This is a genomic window from Duganella sp. 1224, from assembly GCF_013408245.1.
Lineage (GTDB): Bacteria > Pseudomonadota > Gammaproteobacteria > Burkholderiales > Burkholderiaceae_D > Rugamonas.
This window is the reverse complement of sequence record NZ_JACBYS010000002.1, coordinates 630,162-647,423: the sequence shown is the minus strand read 5'-3', so window position 1 is coordinate 647,423 and position 17,262 is coordinate 630,162. Positions and strand designations below refer to the sequence as shown.

13 protein-coding genes, 1 tRNA gene and 1 pseudogene are annotated in these 17,262 nt (G+C 62.5%); 3 read left to right on the top strand and 12 right to left on the bottom strand.

What is annotated here, in order from left to right:
* Window positions 1-48 precede the first annotated feature (48 nt).
* Window positions 49-667, bottom strand: a pseudogene (locus tag FHW58_RS14905) (IS3 family transposase); the annotation flags it as partial.
* A gap of 56 nt (window positions 668-723) precedes the next feature.
* On the opposite strand from FHW58_RS14905, the gene FHW58_RS14900 reads away from it, so the two are divergent.
* A complete protein-coding gene (locus FHW58_RS14900; protein WP_179673912.1) occupies window positions 724-1,824 on the top strand; it encodes a DUF6708 domain-containing protein in 1,101 nt (366 codons plus the stop codon).
* Entirely contained in the window at window positions 1,821-2,078 is a 258-nt protein-coding gene (locus FHW58_RS14895) for a PAAR domain-containing protein (RefSeq protein WP_179673911.1), read from the top strand. Before FHW58_RS14900 ends, FHW58_RS14895 begins: the two co-directional genes overlap by 4 nt.
* A gap of 27 nt (window positions 2,079-2,105) precedes the next feature.
* Here the strand turns inward: FHW58_RS14895 and FHW58_RS14890 are convergent, their stop codons facing one another.
* From FHW58_RS14890 to FHW58_RS14855, 8 genes are all read right to left on the bottom strand, one after another.
* Window positions 2,106-4,484, bottom strand: a complete 2,379-nt coding sequence (locus FHW58_RS14890; RefSeq protein WP_179673910.1) for a beta-galactosidase — start codon at window positions 4,482-4,484, stop codon at window positions 2,106-2,108.
* Entirely contained in the window at window positions 4,484-5,758 is a 1,275-nt protein-coding gene (locus tag FHW58_RS14885) for a DUF2264 domain-containing protein (protein ID WP_179673909.1), read from the bottom strand. The genes FHW58_RS14890 and FHW58_RS14885 overlap by 1 nt, the downstream gene beginning before the upstream one ends.
* Window positions 5,759-5,771: 13 nt before the next feature.
* Window positions 5,772-6,911 (bottom strand): glycoside hydrolase family 88 protein, encoded by a 1,140-nt coding sequence (locus FHW58_RS14880; protein WP_218892767.1) that lies wholly within the window; start codon window positions 6,909-6,911, stop codon window positions 5,772-5,774.
* On the bottom strand, window positions 6,911-9,763 hold the full coding sequence (locus FHW58_RS14875) for a TonB-dependent receptor (protein ID WP_179673908.1): 2,853 nt from the start codon (window positions 9,761-9,763) through the stop codon (window positions 6,911-6,913). Before FHW58_RS14875 ends, FHW58_RS14880 begins: the two co-directional genes overlap by 1 nt.
* A gap of 380 nt (window positions 9,764-10,143) precedes the next feature.
* On the bottom strand, window positions 10,144-10,824 hold the full coding sequence (locus FHW58_RS14870) for a hypothetical protein (protein ID WP_179673907.1): 681 nt from the start codon (window positions 10,822-10,824) through the stop codon (window positions 10,144-10,146).
* Window positions 10,821-11,873 carry a DUF2515 family protein gene (locus FHW58_RS14865; RefSeq protein ID WP_218892766.1) on the bottom strand — a complete coding sequence of 351 codons (1,053 nt, stop codon included), beginning with the start codon at window positions 11,871-11,873 and terminating at the stop codon, window positions 10,821-10,823. Before FHW58_RS14865 ends, FHW58_RS14870 begins: the two co-directional genes overlap by 4 nt.
* Window positions 11,874-11,885: 12 nt before the next feature.
* Entirely contained in the window at window positions 11,886-12,434 is a 549-nt protein-coding gene (locus FHW58_RS14860; RefSeq protein WP_179673906.1) for a PAAR domain-containing protein, read from the bottom strand.
* A gap of 123 nt (window positions 12,435-12,557) precedes the next feature.
* Window positions 12,558-12,634, bottom strand: a tRNA-Met gene (locus FHW58_RS14855).
* Window positions 12,635-12,783: 149 nt separating this feature from the next.
* Here FHW58_RS14855 and FHW58_RS14850 point away from each other — a divergent pair.
* Complete coding sequence (locus FHW58_RS14850; RefSeq protein ID WP_179673905.1) at window positions 12,784-13,188, top strand: VOC family protein; 405 nt, start codon at window positions 12,784-12,786, stop codon at window positions 13,186-13,188.
* Here the strand turns inward: FHW58_RS14850 and miaA are convergent.
* From miaA to FHW58_RS14835, 3 genes are all read right to left on the bottom strand, one after another.
* Window positions 13,185-14,132: a tRNA (adenosine(37)-N6)-dimethylallyltransferase MiaA gene (miaA, locus tag FHW58_RS14845; protein ID WP_179673904.1), complete on the bottom strand. Its 948-nt coding sequence runs from the start codon at window positions 14,130-14,132 to the stop codon at window positions 13,185-13,187. The genes FHW58_RS14850 and miaA overlap by 4 nt on opposite strands.
* 2 nt (window positions 14,133-14,134) lie before the next feature.
* Window positions 14,135-16,177, bottom strand: a complete 2,043-nt coding sequence (gene mutL, locus FHW58_RS14840; RefSeq protein WP_179673903.1) for a DNA mismatch repair endonuclease MutL — start codon at window positions 16,175-16,177, stop codon at window positions 14,135-14,137.
* Between the two features lie 95 nt (window positions 16,178-16,272).
* Window positions 16,273-17,190, bottom strand: coding sequence for a peptidylprolyl isomerase (locus tag FHW58_RS14835; RefSeq protein ID WP_179673902.1), 918 nt, complete (start codon window positions 17,188-17,190; stop codon window positions 16,273-16,275).
* Between the last annotated feature and the right edge of the window lie 72 nt (window positions 17,191-17,262).

The following is a 17,262-nucleotide window of genomic DNA, read 5'->3' as shown; positions in this document are numbered from 1 at the left end:
TTTTAGAATTAAGATAGGTCATCCAATTCCTGATTGGGATGCAAAGCATCGCGACATGGATGCTCGCATGCGCAAACTGCGCGACGAGGGCGCGGTAGTCGTCGGCACAGTATTGGCTGCCGCGATCCGAGTGCAGAATCAAGCCTGGCGCAGGCCGTTTGCTGCGCACCGCCCGCCACAGCGCCTGCGCCGTCAATTCCTGCGTCATCCGGGCGCCCATCGCGTAGCCCACCCTTTCACAGGTGAAGACGTCCTTGATGCCCGCCAAGTAGAGCCATCCTTCATTCGTCGGGACGTAGGTGATGTCACTGACCCAGGCTTCGTTTGGCCGTGCCGGCGTAAAGCGCTGTTCCAGCAGGTTCGGCGCCACTGGGAACGCGTGATGCGAATTCGTCGTGGCTTTGAACTTCCGTTTTTGCTTGCAGCGCAGGCCCAGCTCCCGCCACAGGCGCACGATCCGGTCACGTCCAGCATTGAACCCTTGCGAAGCGAGCTCCGGCTGCAGGCGCAAGGGACCGTAGGTCTCGCGCATCTGTATGTGAGCGGCCTTGATCGCGACCTTCAATCGCTCATCGTCCTGCGCACGCTGCGATGGCTGACGCTCCAGCGCTGCGTAGAAGCCGCTACGCGACACTTCAAAAACGCGACACAACAAGCCAAGAGGATAATCGAGCCGCACCGATGGAAGAGTTTGCTGCGCTTAAGATTGCACTAGGAGGTTAAATGGATGAGCGAGTTTTCAAAATTAAGATAGGCTGTCCGGTTCCCGACTGGGATGCAAAGCATCGCTTGCCGATGACAGGGTGTATTGGTCCAGAGTCTAAGGATAGCGCGACGATTTATCGGATCAATTCGATCTTTATGGATGTTAGTGACCAGCCTCACATGATGAGGCAATGGCTCGCCGGAGGGACTTTTACTGCAGGGCTTTTTGCCACCGTATTCCTTATTTTCTTTCTTTATGTGGTTTGTCACTCATGGGAAGCACACTGGGGATTTGCACTTAGCTCTGCTAGTTTCGAATTCTTCGCTGCTGCTATCGGCTTTGGATACGTGTGCGTCAAGTACGGTCGGGACGAAATATTCTCTCTGACGCGAAGACCGATTCGGTTTCATCGTGCCGCGAAGAAAATCTTTGCCATACGCCGGCGTCGGTTCGCTTCGGCACAAGTGCTGGGTGACATCACGGTGGAAGTTCCGTGGAATGCGGAGGCCGTCTTTTGCGTTCACCGAGGTAAGCACAATTCCGACCACGCAGATAGCTATCATATTCGCTACTACCAAGTGGATTCCGCTGGAATCGTGCTAGGGGGCTTTGCTATTGGCAGGGAATGGGATGGTCTGGATGGGATGAACGATTTGCTTTGCCAGTGGAACTACTGGTGCTGGTTTATGAATCAGGGGCCTGCCGAGTTACCCAAGCCGCTGCTGTTCCTGACGGAGCGCGAAACCTTCTTTGAGTCTTTTTTATATTGTATGTACGAGGTCGGCTTCGGTTTGAGCGCTGGCTTGCGCATAGCGTTCATGCCGTTTTTCCTCTGGCTTACGTTCTTGCGCGTGTCTTCTCTGGCGACCTGTCGGGGGCCCATCTGGCCGCCGGCAATCAGGGACATTTGTCAGGTCGCCAGCGAAGACTCTTATCGGCAGCCATGCGGTGATACGCCGGTTGGCTGGGCGGCTACCTCGCAAGCGCATAAAGCACAAACCTATCCTTGCGACCCGCGCAGAAAAACCCCGGGTTGGCACGGCGAGACCGATAGTTTCAAGATCGCGGAACTGTGGCGGGGCGAGGTCGCGCCTGGAAACGGAAGGGGTGCGTCGTGAAAAACAGTCAGGGAAAAGGCGTGATTCGCTTGGGTGACTTAACATCCCACGGTGGCAAGGTGATCTCGGCCAGCGTTGATTTCAAAGCACTGGGCAAGCCTGTCGCGGTGGACGGTGATATGACGGCTTGTCCTAAGTGCAAAGGCACCTTTCCGATACAGGTGGCGTCCAGCGACAGGCATCACCACGGCAAAGCCGGCGCTTACGAAGGCGACAAGGCTGCCTGCGGAGCCAGACTGATTTCCTCAGTTTGATTCCTGTCTTGTCGCTATAGACGTTCGTCATTTCTCTTTCGTCAACTGGTCGCCGACGTAGGCGCGGAAGTGCTTGATGCGGCCGGTGACGCTGTCCGGTCCCTGGCGCGGCGTGTAGCGCAGGCCGGCCACGGTGGCGTCGGCGCCCAGATCGATGATGAGGCGGTGCGGGTGTCTGCTGCCGGGCGCGGTGGCGGCCTTGCCGCTGTAGGCGGTGTGCCAGAAGTCCGAGGCCTGGCCGTTGATGGCGTTGAGCGCGCCGCCGTCTTCCTTGGTGAACTCCTCGCTGCTGACGTAGGCGATGGTCCAGTTGGACTGGTTGAGTGGTTTGCCATCGGCGCCCAGCAGCGCCAATTCGGCCACGGCGGCGTACTGCTTGCCGTCGTAGGCGTCCAGCGATTCGAGGCAGAACTGGCGGCCCTTCATCGGCTGCGCGAACTTCACGTCCTGTACGGCGGAGCCTTGGGCGAACTCGCCTTCGTAGGCTGGCTTGACGCCGCCGAGCGCTGGCTTCACTTTGCTCGGCGGACGTGGCAGGTCCAGTTCCGGGCGCAACTGGTCGAGGATGGGCATGGTCAGGCCTGCGATGCGCGCGCTGCGCGGGCCGGTCAGGTCCAGTACGATCACTTCGTTATGGCCAGGTTTGATCCATGGGCCGGGCAGGTACATGGTTTGCGTCGGGCCGATACTCCAGCAGCGCCCGAGGCAGCGGCCATTGACCCACACGATGCCCTGGCCCCAGCCGGACATGTCGAGGAAGGTGTCGCCGGTTTGCGTAGCGTCGAAACCGCCGCGCCAGAAGGCGGGGCCCTGGGCGCGGCCGGTGTTCCATGTCAGCGGCGGCAGCACGCCATCGGCGTCGAAGTCGATGGCGCGGATCTCCCAGTTTTCCAGCGGCTGGCCGTTGAGGCGCACGGGCCCATGCAGGCCTTTGCGGTCATGGATCTCGACGCCGAAGTTGACGCGGGCGATGGTGTACAACAGGATCTCCAGCATCGCCGGTTTGCTGCGCGCCGGCAGATCGAGGCTGAAGCGGCGGTGGCGCGTGTCCATGGTGCCCACCTGTTTGCCGTCGATGCTGACCCATGCCAGGTCGCGCACCTTGGCCGCTTCCAGTGTGCCGGCCGGACCGGCGGGCAGCATTACCCGATACGAGACCAGGCCTCGGCTGATGTCGTACTGCTCGATCGGCTGCGGCGCGGGGACGCGCAAGGCTTGCGCCGGCAGCGCGGCAGTCACGCTGCACGATTCTTTCAGCGCAAACGGCTGGATGGCGATGATCGGATTTTTTGGTGGTGGCGGCGGCAGTGTTGCGCCGGTCGGAAGGAAGGGTTTGATGCCGTCGCGGTAGGCCTGGAATTTTTCGCCGGTCCATCCGGCTTCGCTGATCGGCGCGTCGTAGTCGTAGCTGCTGGTGTCGGGGCGGAAGGGGCGGTCGCAGCCGCCCCACAAACCGAAGCTGGTGCCGCCGTGCGCCATGTACAGGCTGAAGGAGCCGTTGGCCTTCAACATGGTCTGGATGTCGGCCACGGCGCCGTTGGCGGAGCCGCGCCGGTGTGGCGCACCCCAGGTGTCGAACCAGCCAGAATAGTATTCGCCGCACATGCGCGGCCCTTTCTGCACCTGGTCGAGCGCCTTGAAGCCAGTCAGCGGATCGCTGCCGAAGTTGGCGACATTGAACAAGCCGTCGATGTGCGACTTGACCACGGCGTTGGTCGGGTTGCACTGGAATAGCGGCACGTCGAAGCCGGCGTCCTGCAACATGCTTTTCATCTCGCGCATGTAGTCGAGGTCTTCGCCGAAGAAGCCGTATTCGTTCTCGACCTGCACCATCAGAATCGGGCCGCCGTGGGTGATCTGCTGGGGGGCGAGCACGCGGCCGACTTCCTTCATATAGCGGCGAGCCGGCTGCATGAAGTTGGCGTCGCGCGTGCGCAGGAAGGCGTTGCCCGGTTTTTTCAGCAGCCACCACGGCAGGCCGCCCATTTCCCATTCGGCGCAGGCATAGGGGCCGGGGCGCAGGATGACCCACAGGCCTTCCCGCTGCGCGAGCTTGCAGAATTCGGCGGCGTCGCGCTGTCCTTGCCAGTCGAAGCGCCCTTCGCGCCATTCGTGGTAATTCCAGAACAGGTAGGCGCAGACGGTGTTCAGGCCCATGGCCTTGATGGCTTTCAGGCGGTGCTGCCAGTATTCGCGCGGCACGCGGGCGAAGTGCATTTCGCCGCAGCGGATTTGCAAGCGCTGGCCGTCCAGCATGAAGTCGGTGTCGCTGATGGTGAAGCGGGTCGCGGCATGGGCGGACAGCGGCAGCAGCATGCCGCCAACCGAGGTCGCCGCAGCCGCCACGCTGGCGCCGCGCAGGCCGTTGCGCAAGGCGCGGCGCCGGGATGGGGACGTGATCGTCATTAGTAGTTCACTGGATAGTCTTTAGGGAAGCGGGCGCCGGCAAAGGCTTTTTTCTGCGTCCAGTCTTGCGCGGGCGCGGTCCAGTAGCTGTCGGATGGCGGCAGGCCCAGTGGCAGCAGGCTGGCGGAGGCAATGTACATGCTGCCGTTGTTGGAGTACCAGTCGCCCAGCTCCGGCTGATGGCCGACGAAGCCGATGGTCAGGTAGCCTTGCTTGTCGAAGTTGGACGGCGCCGACCACACGGCCTGGTGCACCGCTTGCAGCGCCGCGCGGATCTGGCCTTCCGGCAGGCTTTGCGGCAGTTGCTTGCGCAGCGCCAGCAACGCCAGCGGCTGAAAGGCAGCGGTGCGGTAGGTGAGCGAGCGGCCGATGGGCGGGAAGCTGCCGTCGCTGCCGATGAAGCGCTCCAGGTGTTCGCCGTAGCGCTGCATGCGCTTGATCGCTTGCGCGCGCAGCTCTTCCGGCTTGCCGTTCCAGAACGCGCCTTTCTTCGCCTCCAGCACGTCGAGGATTTCGACCATCATCGGGTGCATGACGTAGGCGTTGTAGTAGTCGAAGTGGAAGGCGTCACCGTCCTTGATCCAGCCGTCGCCCACATACCATTCGTTGATCTTGCGGATGGCCACGTTCATGCGCAGCGGGTCGAATTCTTCGCCGATGGACATCAGCCACGCTTCGTTCATGGCGGCGAACAGCATCCAGTTGATGTAGGGCGGTTCGATGCGGCGCAGCGATTTGATTTCGGCGATGATACGCTGCTTGGTCCTGGCGTCCAGCGGCTCCCACAATGCTTGCGGCGCGCGGATCAGGGCGTTGGTGAAGTAGGCGGAATCGACCAGCGTCTGGCCCGGCCCCTTCCACAGCAGGTAGTCGGGATGGGCGGGATCGACGGCGTTGGTGTAGCTTTGCAGCGCGAGTTGATGCAGCCGCTCGCGCGTGCGGCCTTCGGGTGTGCCGTCGTCGGCGAGGGCCAGCCACGGCGCGATGCCTGCGATCAGGCGGCCGAAGCATTCGAGGTAGGCCACGCCTTTGTCACGGCCATCCCAGGTCGGGCTGACTTCCAGTGCGAAGTTTTTCTTCAGCGTGCCGGCGGCCATGTTGGCCAGCACCGGTTCGGACATTTTCTGCGCCAGCGCGGCGAGTTGGGCGCGGGCGGCGGCGCCGCTGTTGTCCGCTACGGCCAGCGATGCGGCGGACGTGGTGGTGGCTGTCGCTGCCGCGATGCCGCCGCCGGCGGCGGCGGCGAGGGTCTGGATAAAGTGTCGTCGTTCCATTCAGTCTCCGTTGTTATTGACGCAGCAGGCGCACCAGTTCCGAGGACGCCAGCAGATACGCGCCGACGCCAAACGCGGTGGTGGAATTCTGGTCTACCACCTGTCCCGGGATGGCGCGTTCGCCAATCGGCTGCATGTAGCCGATTTTGCCGTCCGGTTGCAGCGCGGTCTGGCTCAGGTAGCGCCAGCCCTTGCGCACTACCGGCAGGTAGGCGTCGCGCTCCAGCAGGCCGTTGTTGATGCCCCACAGGTAGCCGTAGACGAAGAAGGCGGTGCCGCTGGTTTCCGGTCCCGGCGCGTGCTGCGGATCGAGCAGGCTCCGGGTCCAGTAGCCGTCTTCGGTTTGCGCCTGCTTCAGCGCCTGCGCCATGCCTTTGAACTTGGCGATGTAGTCGTCCCGGTGCGGATCGTCCTTTGGCAGATCCTTGAGCACCTTGGCCAGTCCGGCGAATACCCAGCCATCGCCGCGCGACCAGAAGTCCTTCTTGCCGTTCACGCTTTGGTGCCTCGGATAGACGTAGCGCGCGTCGCGGTAGTACAGCTGCGCGTCCTTGTCGTACATGATGCTGTTCGCGTACTCGAAGTATTCATGCAGCTTGTCGAGGTACTGGCGGTTGCCGGTGATGGTGTATAGCTTGGTCATCACCGGCATCACCATGTACAGGCCGTCCGACCACCACCAGTAATCCTTGTTCGGCGTGCTCATTTGGTATTCCATCACCTCGCGGGCGCGGGCGATCTTCTTCGGATCGGGCGCCAACTGGTACAGGTCCGCGTAGGTCTGGAAGCAGATCTGCCAGTCGCCAAACAGCACATGGTCGTCGGTCTCGCCATACTGGTACTTCCACGTGGCCTTGTTGGGGGACTTGGCGCCTTGCCACTGGTTGTAGGCGGCCCAGTCCTCCGAATAGGTGCGCCACGCCGGATTGCCGGTGATCTGGTACGCCTCCATATTCCCGGTATGGTAGGCGGCGATGTCCCAGAAGGCCCACTTCTGCGGCGCTTCGCGCTGCTGCCAGTAGCCATTGACCTTGTTGATAATGCCGATGACTTCCTGCTCGGAGGTGTCGACCGCCGGCGGCGCCGAGGCGCAGCCGGCCAACATGGTCACGCTGGCCGCCAGCAGGCTGGCGGCGTAGAGTCGTCTCATCATCAGAGTTTGCCCCGGATGCCGAATTTGATCGTGCGGCCATCATACTTCGCATAGTCCATGCGGGTCTTCTTGCCGCTGCCGTATTTGCCGCTGGCGTCTTCGAAGTAATCGTAGGCCAGCGTATTGCTCAGGTTGAGCGCATCGATGCGGAACTCCAGGCTGTCGCTGATCTTGTAGCTGATGTTGGCATCGAGGTAGCCACGGCCTGCGCGCCAGCGGATCAGGTCATCCCCCAGGTTGCGCGGGCTGTCCGGGTGCAGCGACTTGTCCTTGTAGTTGTAGGACAGGCGTGCCGCCCATGGCCCCTGCTCGTAGTACACCGTGGTGCTGTAGGCGTACTTCGGCACCGAGTTGACGTCGATGACTTTGCCCGCCGTGGTAATCCAAGGTACGCTGTTGAAGGGATTGATGTGGGTGTAGCTGGCCAGCGCGCCCAGTCCGTTCCATGGCGCCGGCAGGAAGTTGAAGGCCTGCTGGTAGGCCAGTTCGTAGCCCTTGAACGTCTGCTCGCCGGCGTTGGTGTAGGTGCGCAGCGTCATCGCCAGGTTGGGATCGACGTGGCCGTTGGCGTCCTGGAACAGCGGGCCGAGCGCCGTATCCGGCAGGCCGAGCGAGGAGAACGGCACCACCGTGGTGTTGGCGACCGTGGCGTCGGTCAGCTTCTTCTGGAACAGCGCGGCCGACAGCAGGCTGCCCGGCTTGAAATACCATTCCAGGCTGGTGTCCAGGTTCTTCGACTGCTGCGGACGCAGGCCCGGATTGCCCGAGGTGGCCGAGTTGTCGAACTGGTTGGGGATGACCGTCTGTGCGGCGATGATGGACAGCGAGGCGCGCGTGATCGTCTTGCCCCACGAAGCGCGCCACATCAGGTTATCGGTCAGATCCAGCGCGCTGCTGACGGCCGGCAGCACGTTGCTGTACGAGCCTTGCTCGTGATTCGGCGAGTAGACCAGGCCCGCGCCCTTTTGCTTGAAGTTGTCGATCTTCGTTTCGGTTTTGGAGAAACGCACGCCGGCATTGATGCGCAGCTCGTGGCCGCCGATGTCGCCCTTGAAGTCCGATTGCGCGAAGGCGGTTTTCACATCCTCTTCCGCCGCAAAGCTTTGCGAGGGCGTAAAGGCCGCATCCGGGTTGTAGACGTTGGGATCGAACTGCGAATAGAAGTAGTCGCTGTTCCAGGTGGCCCAGCTGTGCGGCCAGCCGGGGCCGAAGTCCAGGTTATTGATCGGCAGTTGCGACGTCATCGCGCCGCGCAGGCCGGCCGCGCCGATGCTGTTCAGCTTTGCCGTGGCCAGCGCGGTGCCATTGCGCTTGTTGACGCCCTTGATGGTGGCCACGTAAGTCAGGCCGGTTTTCAGGTGGCCGGTCCAGCCGCCGGGCAGGTCGTAGTCGTAGTCGGCGGCCACGCGCGCCTGCTTGCCCTTGTCGGTTTCCTTGGTCCAGCCGGAGCTGATGGTGAAGCCGCTCCAGCTATTCGGATCGGTGTAGCTGGTCGGCGACGACACCGACGGGTAGACGTGATCGCTGCCGTAGTCGATGGTCGAGGTGGCGCCGTAGATGTAGCCGGACAGCTGGCCGGTGGCGCTGGTGGCGGTGCTTTGATTCAGGCTGGCCTGGCCGCTCAGCGTCAGTTTCGGGCTGGCTTTCCAGCTGGCGTTCAAGGCGCCGTAGCCGAACTGGGTGTCGTCCTTGGTGTAAGCCGCGCCGCCGTTGTAGGTGGTGTTGCCGAAGGTGCCGGTCAGCAGATTGGTGGCCGGGTCGATGCTCACGTTCAGCGGTATCAGGCCGTTGTTGCCGCTGGCGCCGACCGGCGCGTTGCGGTTGGTGGTGGCGGTGCTGCGGATCAGGATGCCGAACAGTTGTTCCGCGCGCGTGTTCTTCAGCTTCGAGTACATGGTGTCGAAGCTGACGTTGAGCGAGGGGGTTTTCCACTGCACCGACGATACCAGGCCGTCGCGCGTGCGCTCGTTTTGCGAGCCGTAGAAGCGGTAGATGCGCGGCAGGAAAGCGCGCGCCACCTGGTCGCGCGTGTAGGTGCCCAGGTTGGCCAGCGGGCTGTCGAAGTCCAGTGCCAGCGCGAAGTTGCCCTTGACCGGGTTTTGGCTGCCGTTGAAGGAACTGTTGTAGCCGCCGGTGGCTTCAAAGCCGGAGCGGGTGTTGACGTTGCCGCTGTGCGAGGCGCCGATCAGGAAGCCGAGATGGTCCCAGGTGTTCGAGTACAGCACGAAGCCGTTGGGGTCATTGTGTTTGGAGGCGGTGTTGTAGGTGTCGGTGACGCCGTAGCGGATGGTGCGCTTGGGATTGTCGAACGGCCGTGGCGTTTGCAGGTCGACCACGCCGCCGAGGCCACCCTCGGTCAGCTCGGCCAGCGGCGACTTGTAGAAGTCGACGCGGCCAAACAGTTCGGACGCGAACACGTCGTAATTGAAGCCGCGCGCCGCCGAGCCGATGGTGGCGGTGGAGGTGGTGTTGACCGGCGCGCCGTTCAGCGTGGTCACCGAGTATTCGGTCGGCAGGCCGCGGATCGAGATGCGCTGGCCCTCGCCGGACGATTCGTCGCGGTTGAGGATCACGCCGGGCACGCGCTGCAGCGACTCGGCCACGTTGGCCTCGGGGAACTTGCCGATGTCTTCGGCGACGATGGAATCGCGCACGCCGATGGCCTGCTGTTTCAGGTTCAGCGCCTTTTGCAGGCTGGATCGGAAGCCGGTGACCACCACGGTGGTGCCGGGATCGTCGGCCGCCGGCGGCGGCGCGACTGGTGCTTCAGGCGCCTGCTGGGCGAATGCCGCGGGCGCATACATGGCCGCCAAAGCGAGCGGAACCATGGTCTCCATTATTTTCTTTTTCATGTTGTCCTCAGTGGTTGATGCTGGGATGGCGCAGGTTGTCTGACGACCTGTCAGGATCAAGACTAGCCATTTCGGCAATCAGGAGCAACAAGATTCGGAAAACGTTTTATTGCGGTGCGGCAGAGGCTGGACGCGGGCGTGCTGAAGCGGATTTCGCTCTAAAAGCGAGCAACTTTATCCATGTGGAGAAATTGAAAACAGTGCGGCAGGCAAGGTTTGGGACGGTCAGGTATGCCGACATCGTATAGGCCAACGCAAATTTTCTATACGACGATGTGGGGAAAAACCGACGAGCGTCTGCGCGGCGGCGGCACCGAGCCGCCCAAGCATGGGTAACACGCGCGAGATCTTGACAACGCATCGTTTGCGGGTTGGAAGCCTCAACCTCCTTTCGCGTGTTCTGATTTAATAGGTTTGTGATGTTGATGTTTTCTTTGCTCGATTGCATAGCTGTAATCCCGGCCAACACCAACATCGATCAAATAGCGATCCAAGCCTAGACGGCTGTCACATCGCTCCGAGCAGTAGAAACGAAAAATGATCGAGTATTTTTTGGGGGCGACCAACTCCACATAATTTCGGAGCGTTGGGAGGTCTCGGCGCAGCGTTTGATGTACGGATTCTTTGTCGCCAAGGTTCAACCAATTGGTGCCATTTTCTGGTTGCCATCCTTTGCTCTGGAACTGCCGTTGCAGCGATTCGGCTATGGCAAATGCGTCGTCGAACGGAAGCTTCTTCAACATAGGGGAGGTCGAGATGGTGCTGACCCGGTAATTCATATAGTCGACTGCAGCAAATGTAGTGGGGGGCAAAGTGAATTCATACTGTGGATCATTGAAGTGAACGATGACCGCAGGTCGGGTAATCCAGGTCGCGCCGCTGCCCTCCGTACTTTCATCGGGAATATTCGAAGCTTCCATGACTTTGAAGCTCGAGTTATTGACTACCTCGTGAAATGTTTGGCCAATATGAAGTGAGATGACAGTCGGAGTGGGCGAGTAAAAATAAGTCCATAACATATATCCACAAGCTGGAATCGCCAGCACGTAAAGCTTGTTCATCGCGGCTCTCCGTTGCGTGCAATCTCGCTGATGGATGCTTCGACGTCTGCCTTGTTGCTGCTATGAAGTAACGCATCGAACCGTATCGCTGCAGAATAGACAAAGGCCATTCGCTGGTCTTCGTCATGTAGCTTGGCCGATTTATTTTTTGAGAACATAACCCTACGCGATTCAGTTTTCGCTTTGCATGCAGCTGATAGCGTCAAGGAAATCTCCGCTGCGACTCCTGTCGGGAAATCGATAGCCCATGAAAATTGATTGGCATCCAATGCTCTTCTCATCGCCACATCGTTGTAAATTGCTGTTTGAAGAATATTGATTTGCTCGTGATATGCCAGCCGCCTGACGCTATCGGCAACAAGCCCTTGTTCTATGAGGTCGAATGCTTCCAGAACCGTCCTGAAAGCTTGGCCGAAAGGCAATTTTGATTTGCCAATCGGCCACATGACGTTGTCGGAGATGAGCCTACGGTCGTTAAGGCATTTCTTTAGTTGCTCGATCCCGCGCAGCATGTAGAAGCGGTGCAACGGGTAGGTGTCGAGGAACAGCGTGGTGTTGCCGAGGGCGAGTTGCTGGTACATATAGGCCGAGCTGGCGCTGATGGCTGCCGGGATAGTGTTCATCGCTGCGATGTCGGCGCTACCGGTGATGTCGGGACGGTAGGCATTGGCCGCCATTTCTTCCTGTGATTTGTGGATGTTATCTGCCGCATGCAGCAGGCCGCAGCCGACTTGTTTGGAGGCGAAGGCTGCCAAGCCGGCCCACTGAAAGCGCTTGTCAGCCAGCCAAAGCTGCGCGTAGGCCTGGTTGATGCGCCGGTTGCGCGCGACTGGATCGGCGATCAATTTGCCGCCGGGAGCGATCCATGTCTCAGCTTCTTTCTGTACGCGGAGCCAGATGCTTGCGCAACCGAGTATCGGCACGTCGATGGCCTTGCAGTCCTTGCCGCCGATGTTGGCATTGTGGGCGTTACACTTTGGCACTGGCGTGGTATTGCGTCCCAGCGGTGTGTTGTCGTGCTGGTGCTTGGTAAAAATGTCGTCCGGCATGGGAGCCCCCTGTTAGTCGAGGAGATGCCAGGCGACCAGTTGCGCGCGCTCGGCTGCACTGATGGGCTGGGTGTAGCCGCTGCTGTCGGTAACGCCTTCGATGGTTTTGCCTGCCAGCTCGAACCGGTAGCGCCGGGCGGCGAGTGGGGCTTGCGTGAGGTCGTCCAGGAGGCGCAGCGTGATCTGCTCGTCCTGATCGCCGAGGGCGGCGGCTTGTGCCTCTTCGCGTGCCGCCGATGCGGTTTGCGTTGCGGCGGAAGAGGACGGGGCGCTGCCGTCCACCACCTGATATTTGCGCTGCTGATTGGCGATCAGTTTGGGTGGCGGGGCGCACTTGCAAATGCACAGGTCGTCCTGCAGCGCCACTTGCGTGCCGTTCCAGCTTTCCGGGATGCGCGGCCCGAAGATTTTGATCTTGCCTGGCGATTTGCAGGCAGGGCAGAAGATCGCGTCGCCCTCCAGCGCGACCAGCACGCCGTCGATGCTGCAGCAACTGCTGGCGCTGATGACTTTGCCGCCGGTGCTGGTGCTGGCGCCGAGGGTGATGTGGTAGCGTTGCATGGCTTGCCGTTCTACAGTGGAAAGACTCAATGTAGCGCCGGCCACAGTCATCAGCCTTGTGAGCGGACAAGAGAAACAAAAAAGCCGTAAATCATTTAGCATGATTTACGGCTTCCGGAATCTTGGTGGTGATAGGTGGACTTGAACCACCGACCCTAGCATTATGAATGCTATGCTCTAACCAACTGAGCTATATCACCTGCAACGCGAAGCATTATCGGGGATGGGGGCTTAACTGTCAAGGACGACCCCAAACTTTTTTGAAAAAAGTGCGGGGTAGCGTGCGGCGATCGTCAAAACGTTGGCATATTGGTATTCTGAAGGCATAACCATTTTCCATGGAGGCGTCATGGCCACCAACATCTTTATCAACCTGCCGGTGCGGGATTTGCAGAAGTCCATCCAGTTCTTTACCCACCTGGGCTACAGCTTCAACCAGCACTACACCGACGCGTCCGCCACGTGCATGATCGTGGCGGAGAATATCTTTGTGATGCTGCTGACCGAATCGCGCTTCAAGGAGTTTACGCCGAAGCCCGTCAGCGACGCGCGCACGTCAACCGAGGTGCTGCTGTGCTTGCAGGTGGATTCGCGCGAGGCGGTGACGACCATGGTCAACAAGGCCATCGAGGCCGGCGGCAGCGCCTACAAGGAGCCGCAGGACCATGGCTTCATGTACGGCCACGGCTACCAGGACCTGGACGGCCATCTGTGGGAAATCGTCTACATGAGCGGCGAGCCGCCCAAAACTTAACCGAGGCGGTCGGCGATCCGCGCCAGCATGCTGCCGGCCGGGTCGGGCGCCAGGCAGTCGAGCACCACGCGCTCGGGCATGGCGCGCAGCCAGGTGAGCTGGCGCTTGGCCAGCTGGCGGGTGGCGATGATGCCGGTTTCGCGCATGGTGGCGTAGTCGATGCTGCCGTCGAGGTATTCCCACGCCTGGCGGTAGCCCACACAGCGGATCGATGGCAGGCCGAGGTGCAGGTCGCCGCGCCGGCGCAGCGCTTCCACTTCGGTGATCAGGTTACCTTGCGGCGTTTCTTCCAGCATGATGTCGAAGCGGCGCGCGATGCGCTGGTGCAGCACGGCGCGGTCGGACGGCTCCAGCGCGAACGACAGCAGGTCGAACGGCAGCGCCACGTGTTCGCGCTGCGCCAGCAGTTCGGACATCGGCTTGCCACTCAGCGCGTGGATTTCCAGCGCGCGCTGGATGCGTTGCGCGTCGGCCGGCGCCAGGCGCGCGGCGGTGTCGGGATCCACCGCAGCCAGGCGCGCGTGCATGGCGGGCCAGCCCACGCGCGCGGCTTCCTCGTCCAGCGCGGCGCGCACTGCGGGATCGGCGCCCGGCAGATCGTCCAGGCCATCGGCCAGGCCCTTGAAGTACAGCATGGTGCCGCCGACCAGCAACGGCAGCTTGCCGCGCGCGCTGATGTCGTCCACCAGGCGCAGCGTGTCCTTGCGAAACTGCGCCACCGAATACGCGTCCAGCGGATCGATGATGTCGATCAGGTGGTGCGGCACGGCGGCCAGTTCGTCTTTGGTCGGCTTGGCGGTGCCGATGTCCATGCCCCGGTACACCAGCGCGGAATCGACGGAGATGATTTCGGACGGGATGCGTTCGGCGATCGCCAGCGCGGCGGCGGTTTTGCCCGACGCCGTCGGCCCCATGATGGCGACGGCCAGTGGTTTGGCGCTCATGCTTATTGACCGCGCAGGAAGAGCTTGTCCAGCGCGCCGATTTCCACCTGCACCCAGGTCGGGCGGCCGTGGTTGCACTGGTCGGCGCGCTCGGTGATTTCCATCTGGCGCAGCAGGGCGTTCATCTCCTGCAGCGACAGGATGCGGTTGGCGCGCACCGCCGTGTGGCAGGCGAGGGTGCCGAGCAGTTCGTTCTGGCGTTCGATCAGCACGCGCGAGCCGCCGAATTCGCGCACGTCGCGCAGCACGTCGCGCGCCAGCGTTTGGGCGTCGGCGTTCTTCAGCAGCACTGGCACCGAGCGTACCGCCAGCGTGGTGGGCGATAGCACGGCGATGTCGAAACCCAGCGCCTTTAGCGTGTCCTGGTGTTCTTCGGCGGTGCCGACTTCCACCGCGTCGGCATAGAAGGTGACGGGGATCAGCAGCGGCTGCACCTGCATTTCTTCGCCGGCCACGCGGCTGTCCAGGGCGTTCTTCAGCTGTTCGTACAGGATGCGTTCGTGGGCGGCGTGCATGTCGACCAGCACCAGGCCCTTGGCGTTTTGCGCCAGGATGTAGATGCCGTGCAGTTGCGCCAGCGCGAAGCCGAGCGGGAACTCTTCCTGCGCCATGGCGGCGGCGGAGATGGTGAATGAGCTGGCCTGCGGCAGCGCCATGTCGGCGGCGGCACGTTCGCTGGAGGGGCGTTCGTTGTCGCGGAACAGGGCGCCGTATTTTTCGGTACTCTGCGCCACGCCGCCGCCGGCGCCAAAGCGCGGACCGGCGTAGCCGCCGCCAAAGCCGCTGCCGGCCGGCGCGCTGCCGAAGCCTGCGCCGATGGCGCCGAAGCCGCCAGCCGTGGCGGCGCTGTCGCGCGCGCCGTCACCTCCACTGCCGTTGCCATCCGCTCCGCGCGCGGCGAAGGGCGACGGCGAGAAGGTCGGCGCGTAGTCTGGCGCCAGCAGCGGGCCGAACGAGGTTTGTTCGCCGCGCCATACCGGCGTGGTGGTCAGGCTGTCTGCCGCCGGCAGCGGCGACGGCACGCTGCCATGCGCGGTGGCCGAGGTCTGCGCCAGCGCGCGCTGCACGGCGTGGAACACGCATTGATGGACGGCGCGGCCGTCGCGGAAGCGCACTTCGATTTTCGACGGGTGGACGTTGACGTCCACCAGCGCCGGGTCCATGTCCAGCGACAGCACGTAGGACGGGAAGCGGTCGCCGTGCAGCACGTCCTGGTAGGCCGCCTTGACCGCGTGCACCAGCACCTTGTCGCGCACGAAGCGGCCGTTCACGTAGAAGAACTGGCCGTCGGCGCGCGCCTTGGACGCGGTCGGCAGACCGACATAGCCGTGCAGGCGCAACGGGCCAATGGTTTCGTCGACCGGCAGGCGCGCCTCGGCAAAGCCGTCGCCGAGGATCTGCGCGCTGCGGCGGGCGATTTCGCTGACGTTCCAGTGGTCGACCGTGCGGCCGTTGTGGGTCAGCGAGAACGATACGTCCGGCCGCGCCAGCGCGATGCGGCGCACGACTTCGGCGCAGTGGCCAAACTCGGTCTGCTCGGACTTGAGGAATTTGCGGCGCGCCGGCGTGTTGTAGTACAGGTCCTTGACATCGACCGTGGTGCCCAGCGCGCCGGACGATGGCGTCGGCGTGCTGTTGTGCGAGCCGGAGATCTCCCAGGCATGGGCGGCGTCGGCGGTGCGCGAGGTGATGGTCACCTGCGCCACCGAGGCGATGGAGGCCAGCGCCTCGCCGCGGAAGCCGAGGGTGCCGACGTTTTCCAGGTCGTCCAGCGAGGCGATCTTGGAGGTGGCATGGCGCGCCAGGGCCAGCGGCATTTGATCGTGGGGGATGCCGCGGCCGTTGTCGGTGATGCAGATGCGTTTGACGCCGCCTTCCTCCAGGCGCACGGCGATTTGCGTGCCGCCGGCGTCCAGCGCGTTCTCCAGCAGTTCCTTGACCACGGCCGACGGCCGTTCCACCACCTCGCCGGCGGCGATCTGGGAAATCAGCTGGTCAGGCAGGGCCTGGATGGGGCGGTGGGGGCGGAGGTCTGGGGCGTTCATCCCTGCGATTATATAACGTGTGCGGCACCTTTCACCCCGCAAACCGCAGGCAGGGGTCTGACCTCGTACGGGGTCAGACCCCATCCGGTTGGGGGTTACTGTTTTGGCTTTTCGCGCACCGGCATCATGGCGTTGCACAGTTCCAGATAGTTGGCGGTGAACTTGTTCCACGGGCCGCCGCGGTTGCGTTGCGCGTCCAGCACCTGCTCGTAGATCGGGGCGTCGCTGCGCATCACTTCCAGGTGGCTGCGTTCCGCTTCCGGCACGTCCGCCTCCAGCCGCACCGAGACGATCGGCATGCGCGGCTCGTTCGGGCCGTAGAAGCCCAGCGCCTCGCTGCCGCGCGGCAGGGTGGTCAACAGCGGCATGCCGGAAATCACGCGGCCCAGCAGCGTGATGTTGCGGTCGAGGTGACGCGGCGCGTGACCGGTCACCGCATACAGCTCGGCACCACTGCCGCTGTCGGTGTCGTTGTCACGGCCCACGCCGACCATGCCATAGCAATGCGCCAGCCAGGTGGTCTTGGCGACCGGATCGCGGCTGACCGGGAAGCCGTTCGAGTGGCCGATCTGCGGCGCGTAGCCGTCCGCATCCTTTTGCTGCACGAAGTGCTTGTCGTTCGACATCGGCACCGAGAACTCGCCCGGCACCTTGGCCTTGGCCGTGCCGAGCGACTTGGGCTTGGTTTCCGCGTTCGGGTCGCCCCACTGCGCCACGTAGTTGTCCTGCGAGCGGATGATCGCCAGGCCGTCGAAGTAGTGTTCCTTGACCAGCGTCTTGATGTTGGCCACGCCCAGCGGCGCGAAGTCCGGCGCCAGTTCGATGACCACGCGGCCGGTCGGCAGGTCCATGTACAGCGTGTTGGCTGGATCGGTCGGACGCCAGTCCGATGGCTTGGATGTCTTGATGATGTCGCCGGCGCCGGGACGCACCGGCAAATCGGCGGCGTGGGCGCCGAGGCCCAGCGCCAGAACAGGCAGGGATAAAACACGGAAAGTGCGTAACAAAGCCATCCAGATCTCCTTGGTTGAGCGAACCCGCTTGCTGCGGGACCTGCGCCGATTGTAAACTGGTTATGTATGCTC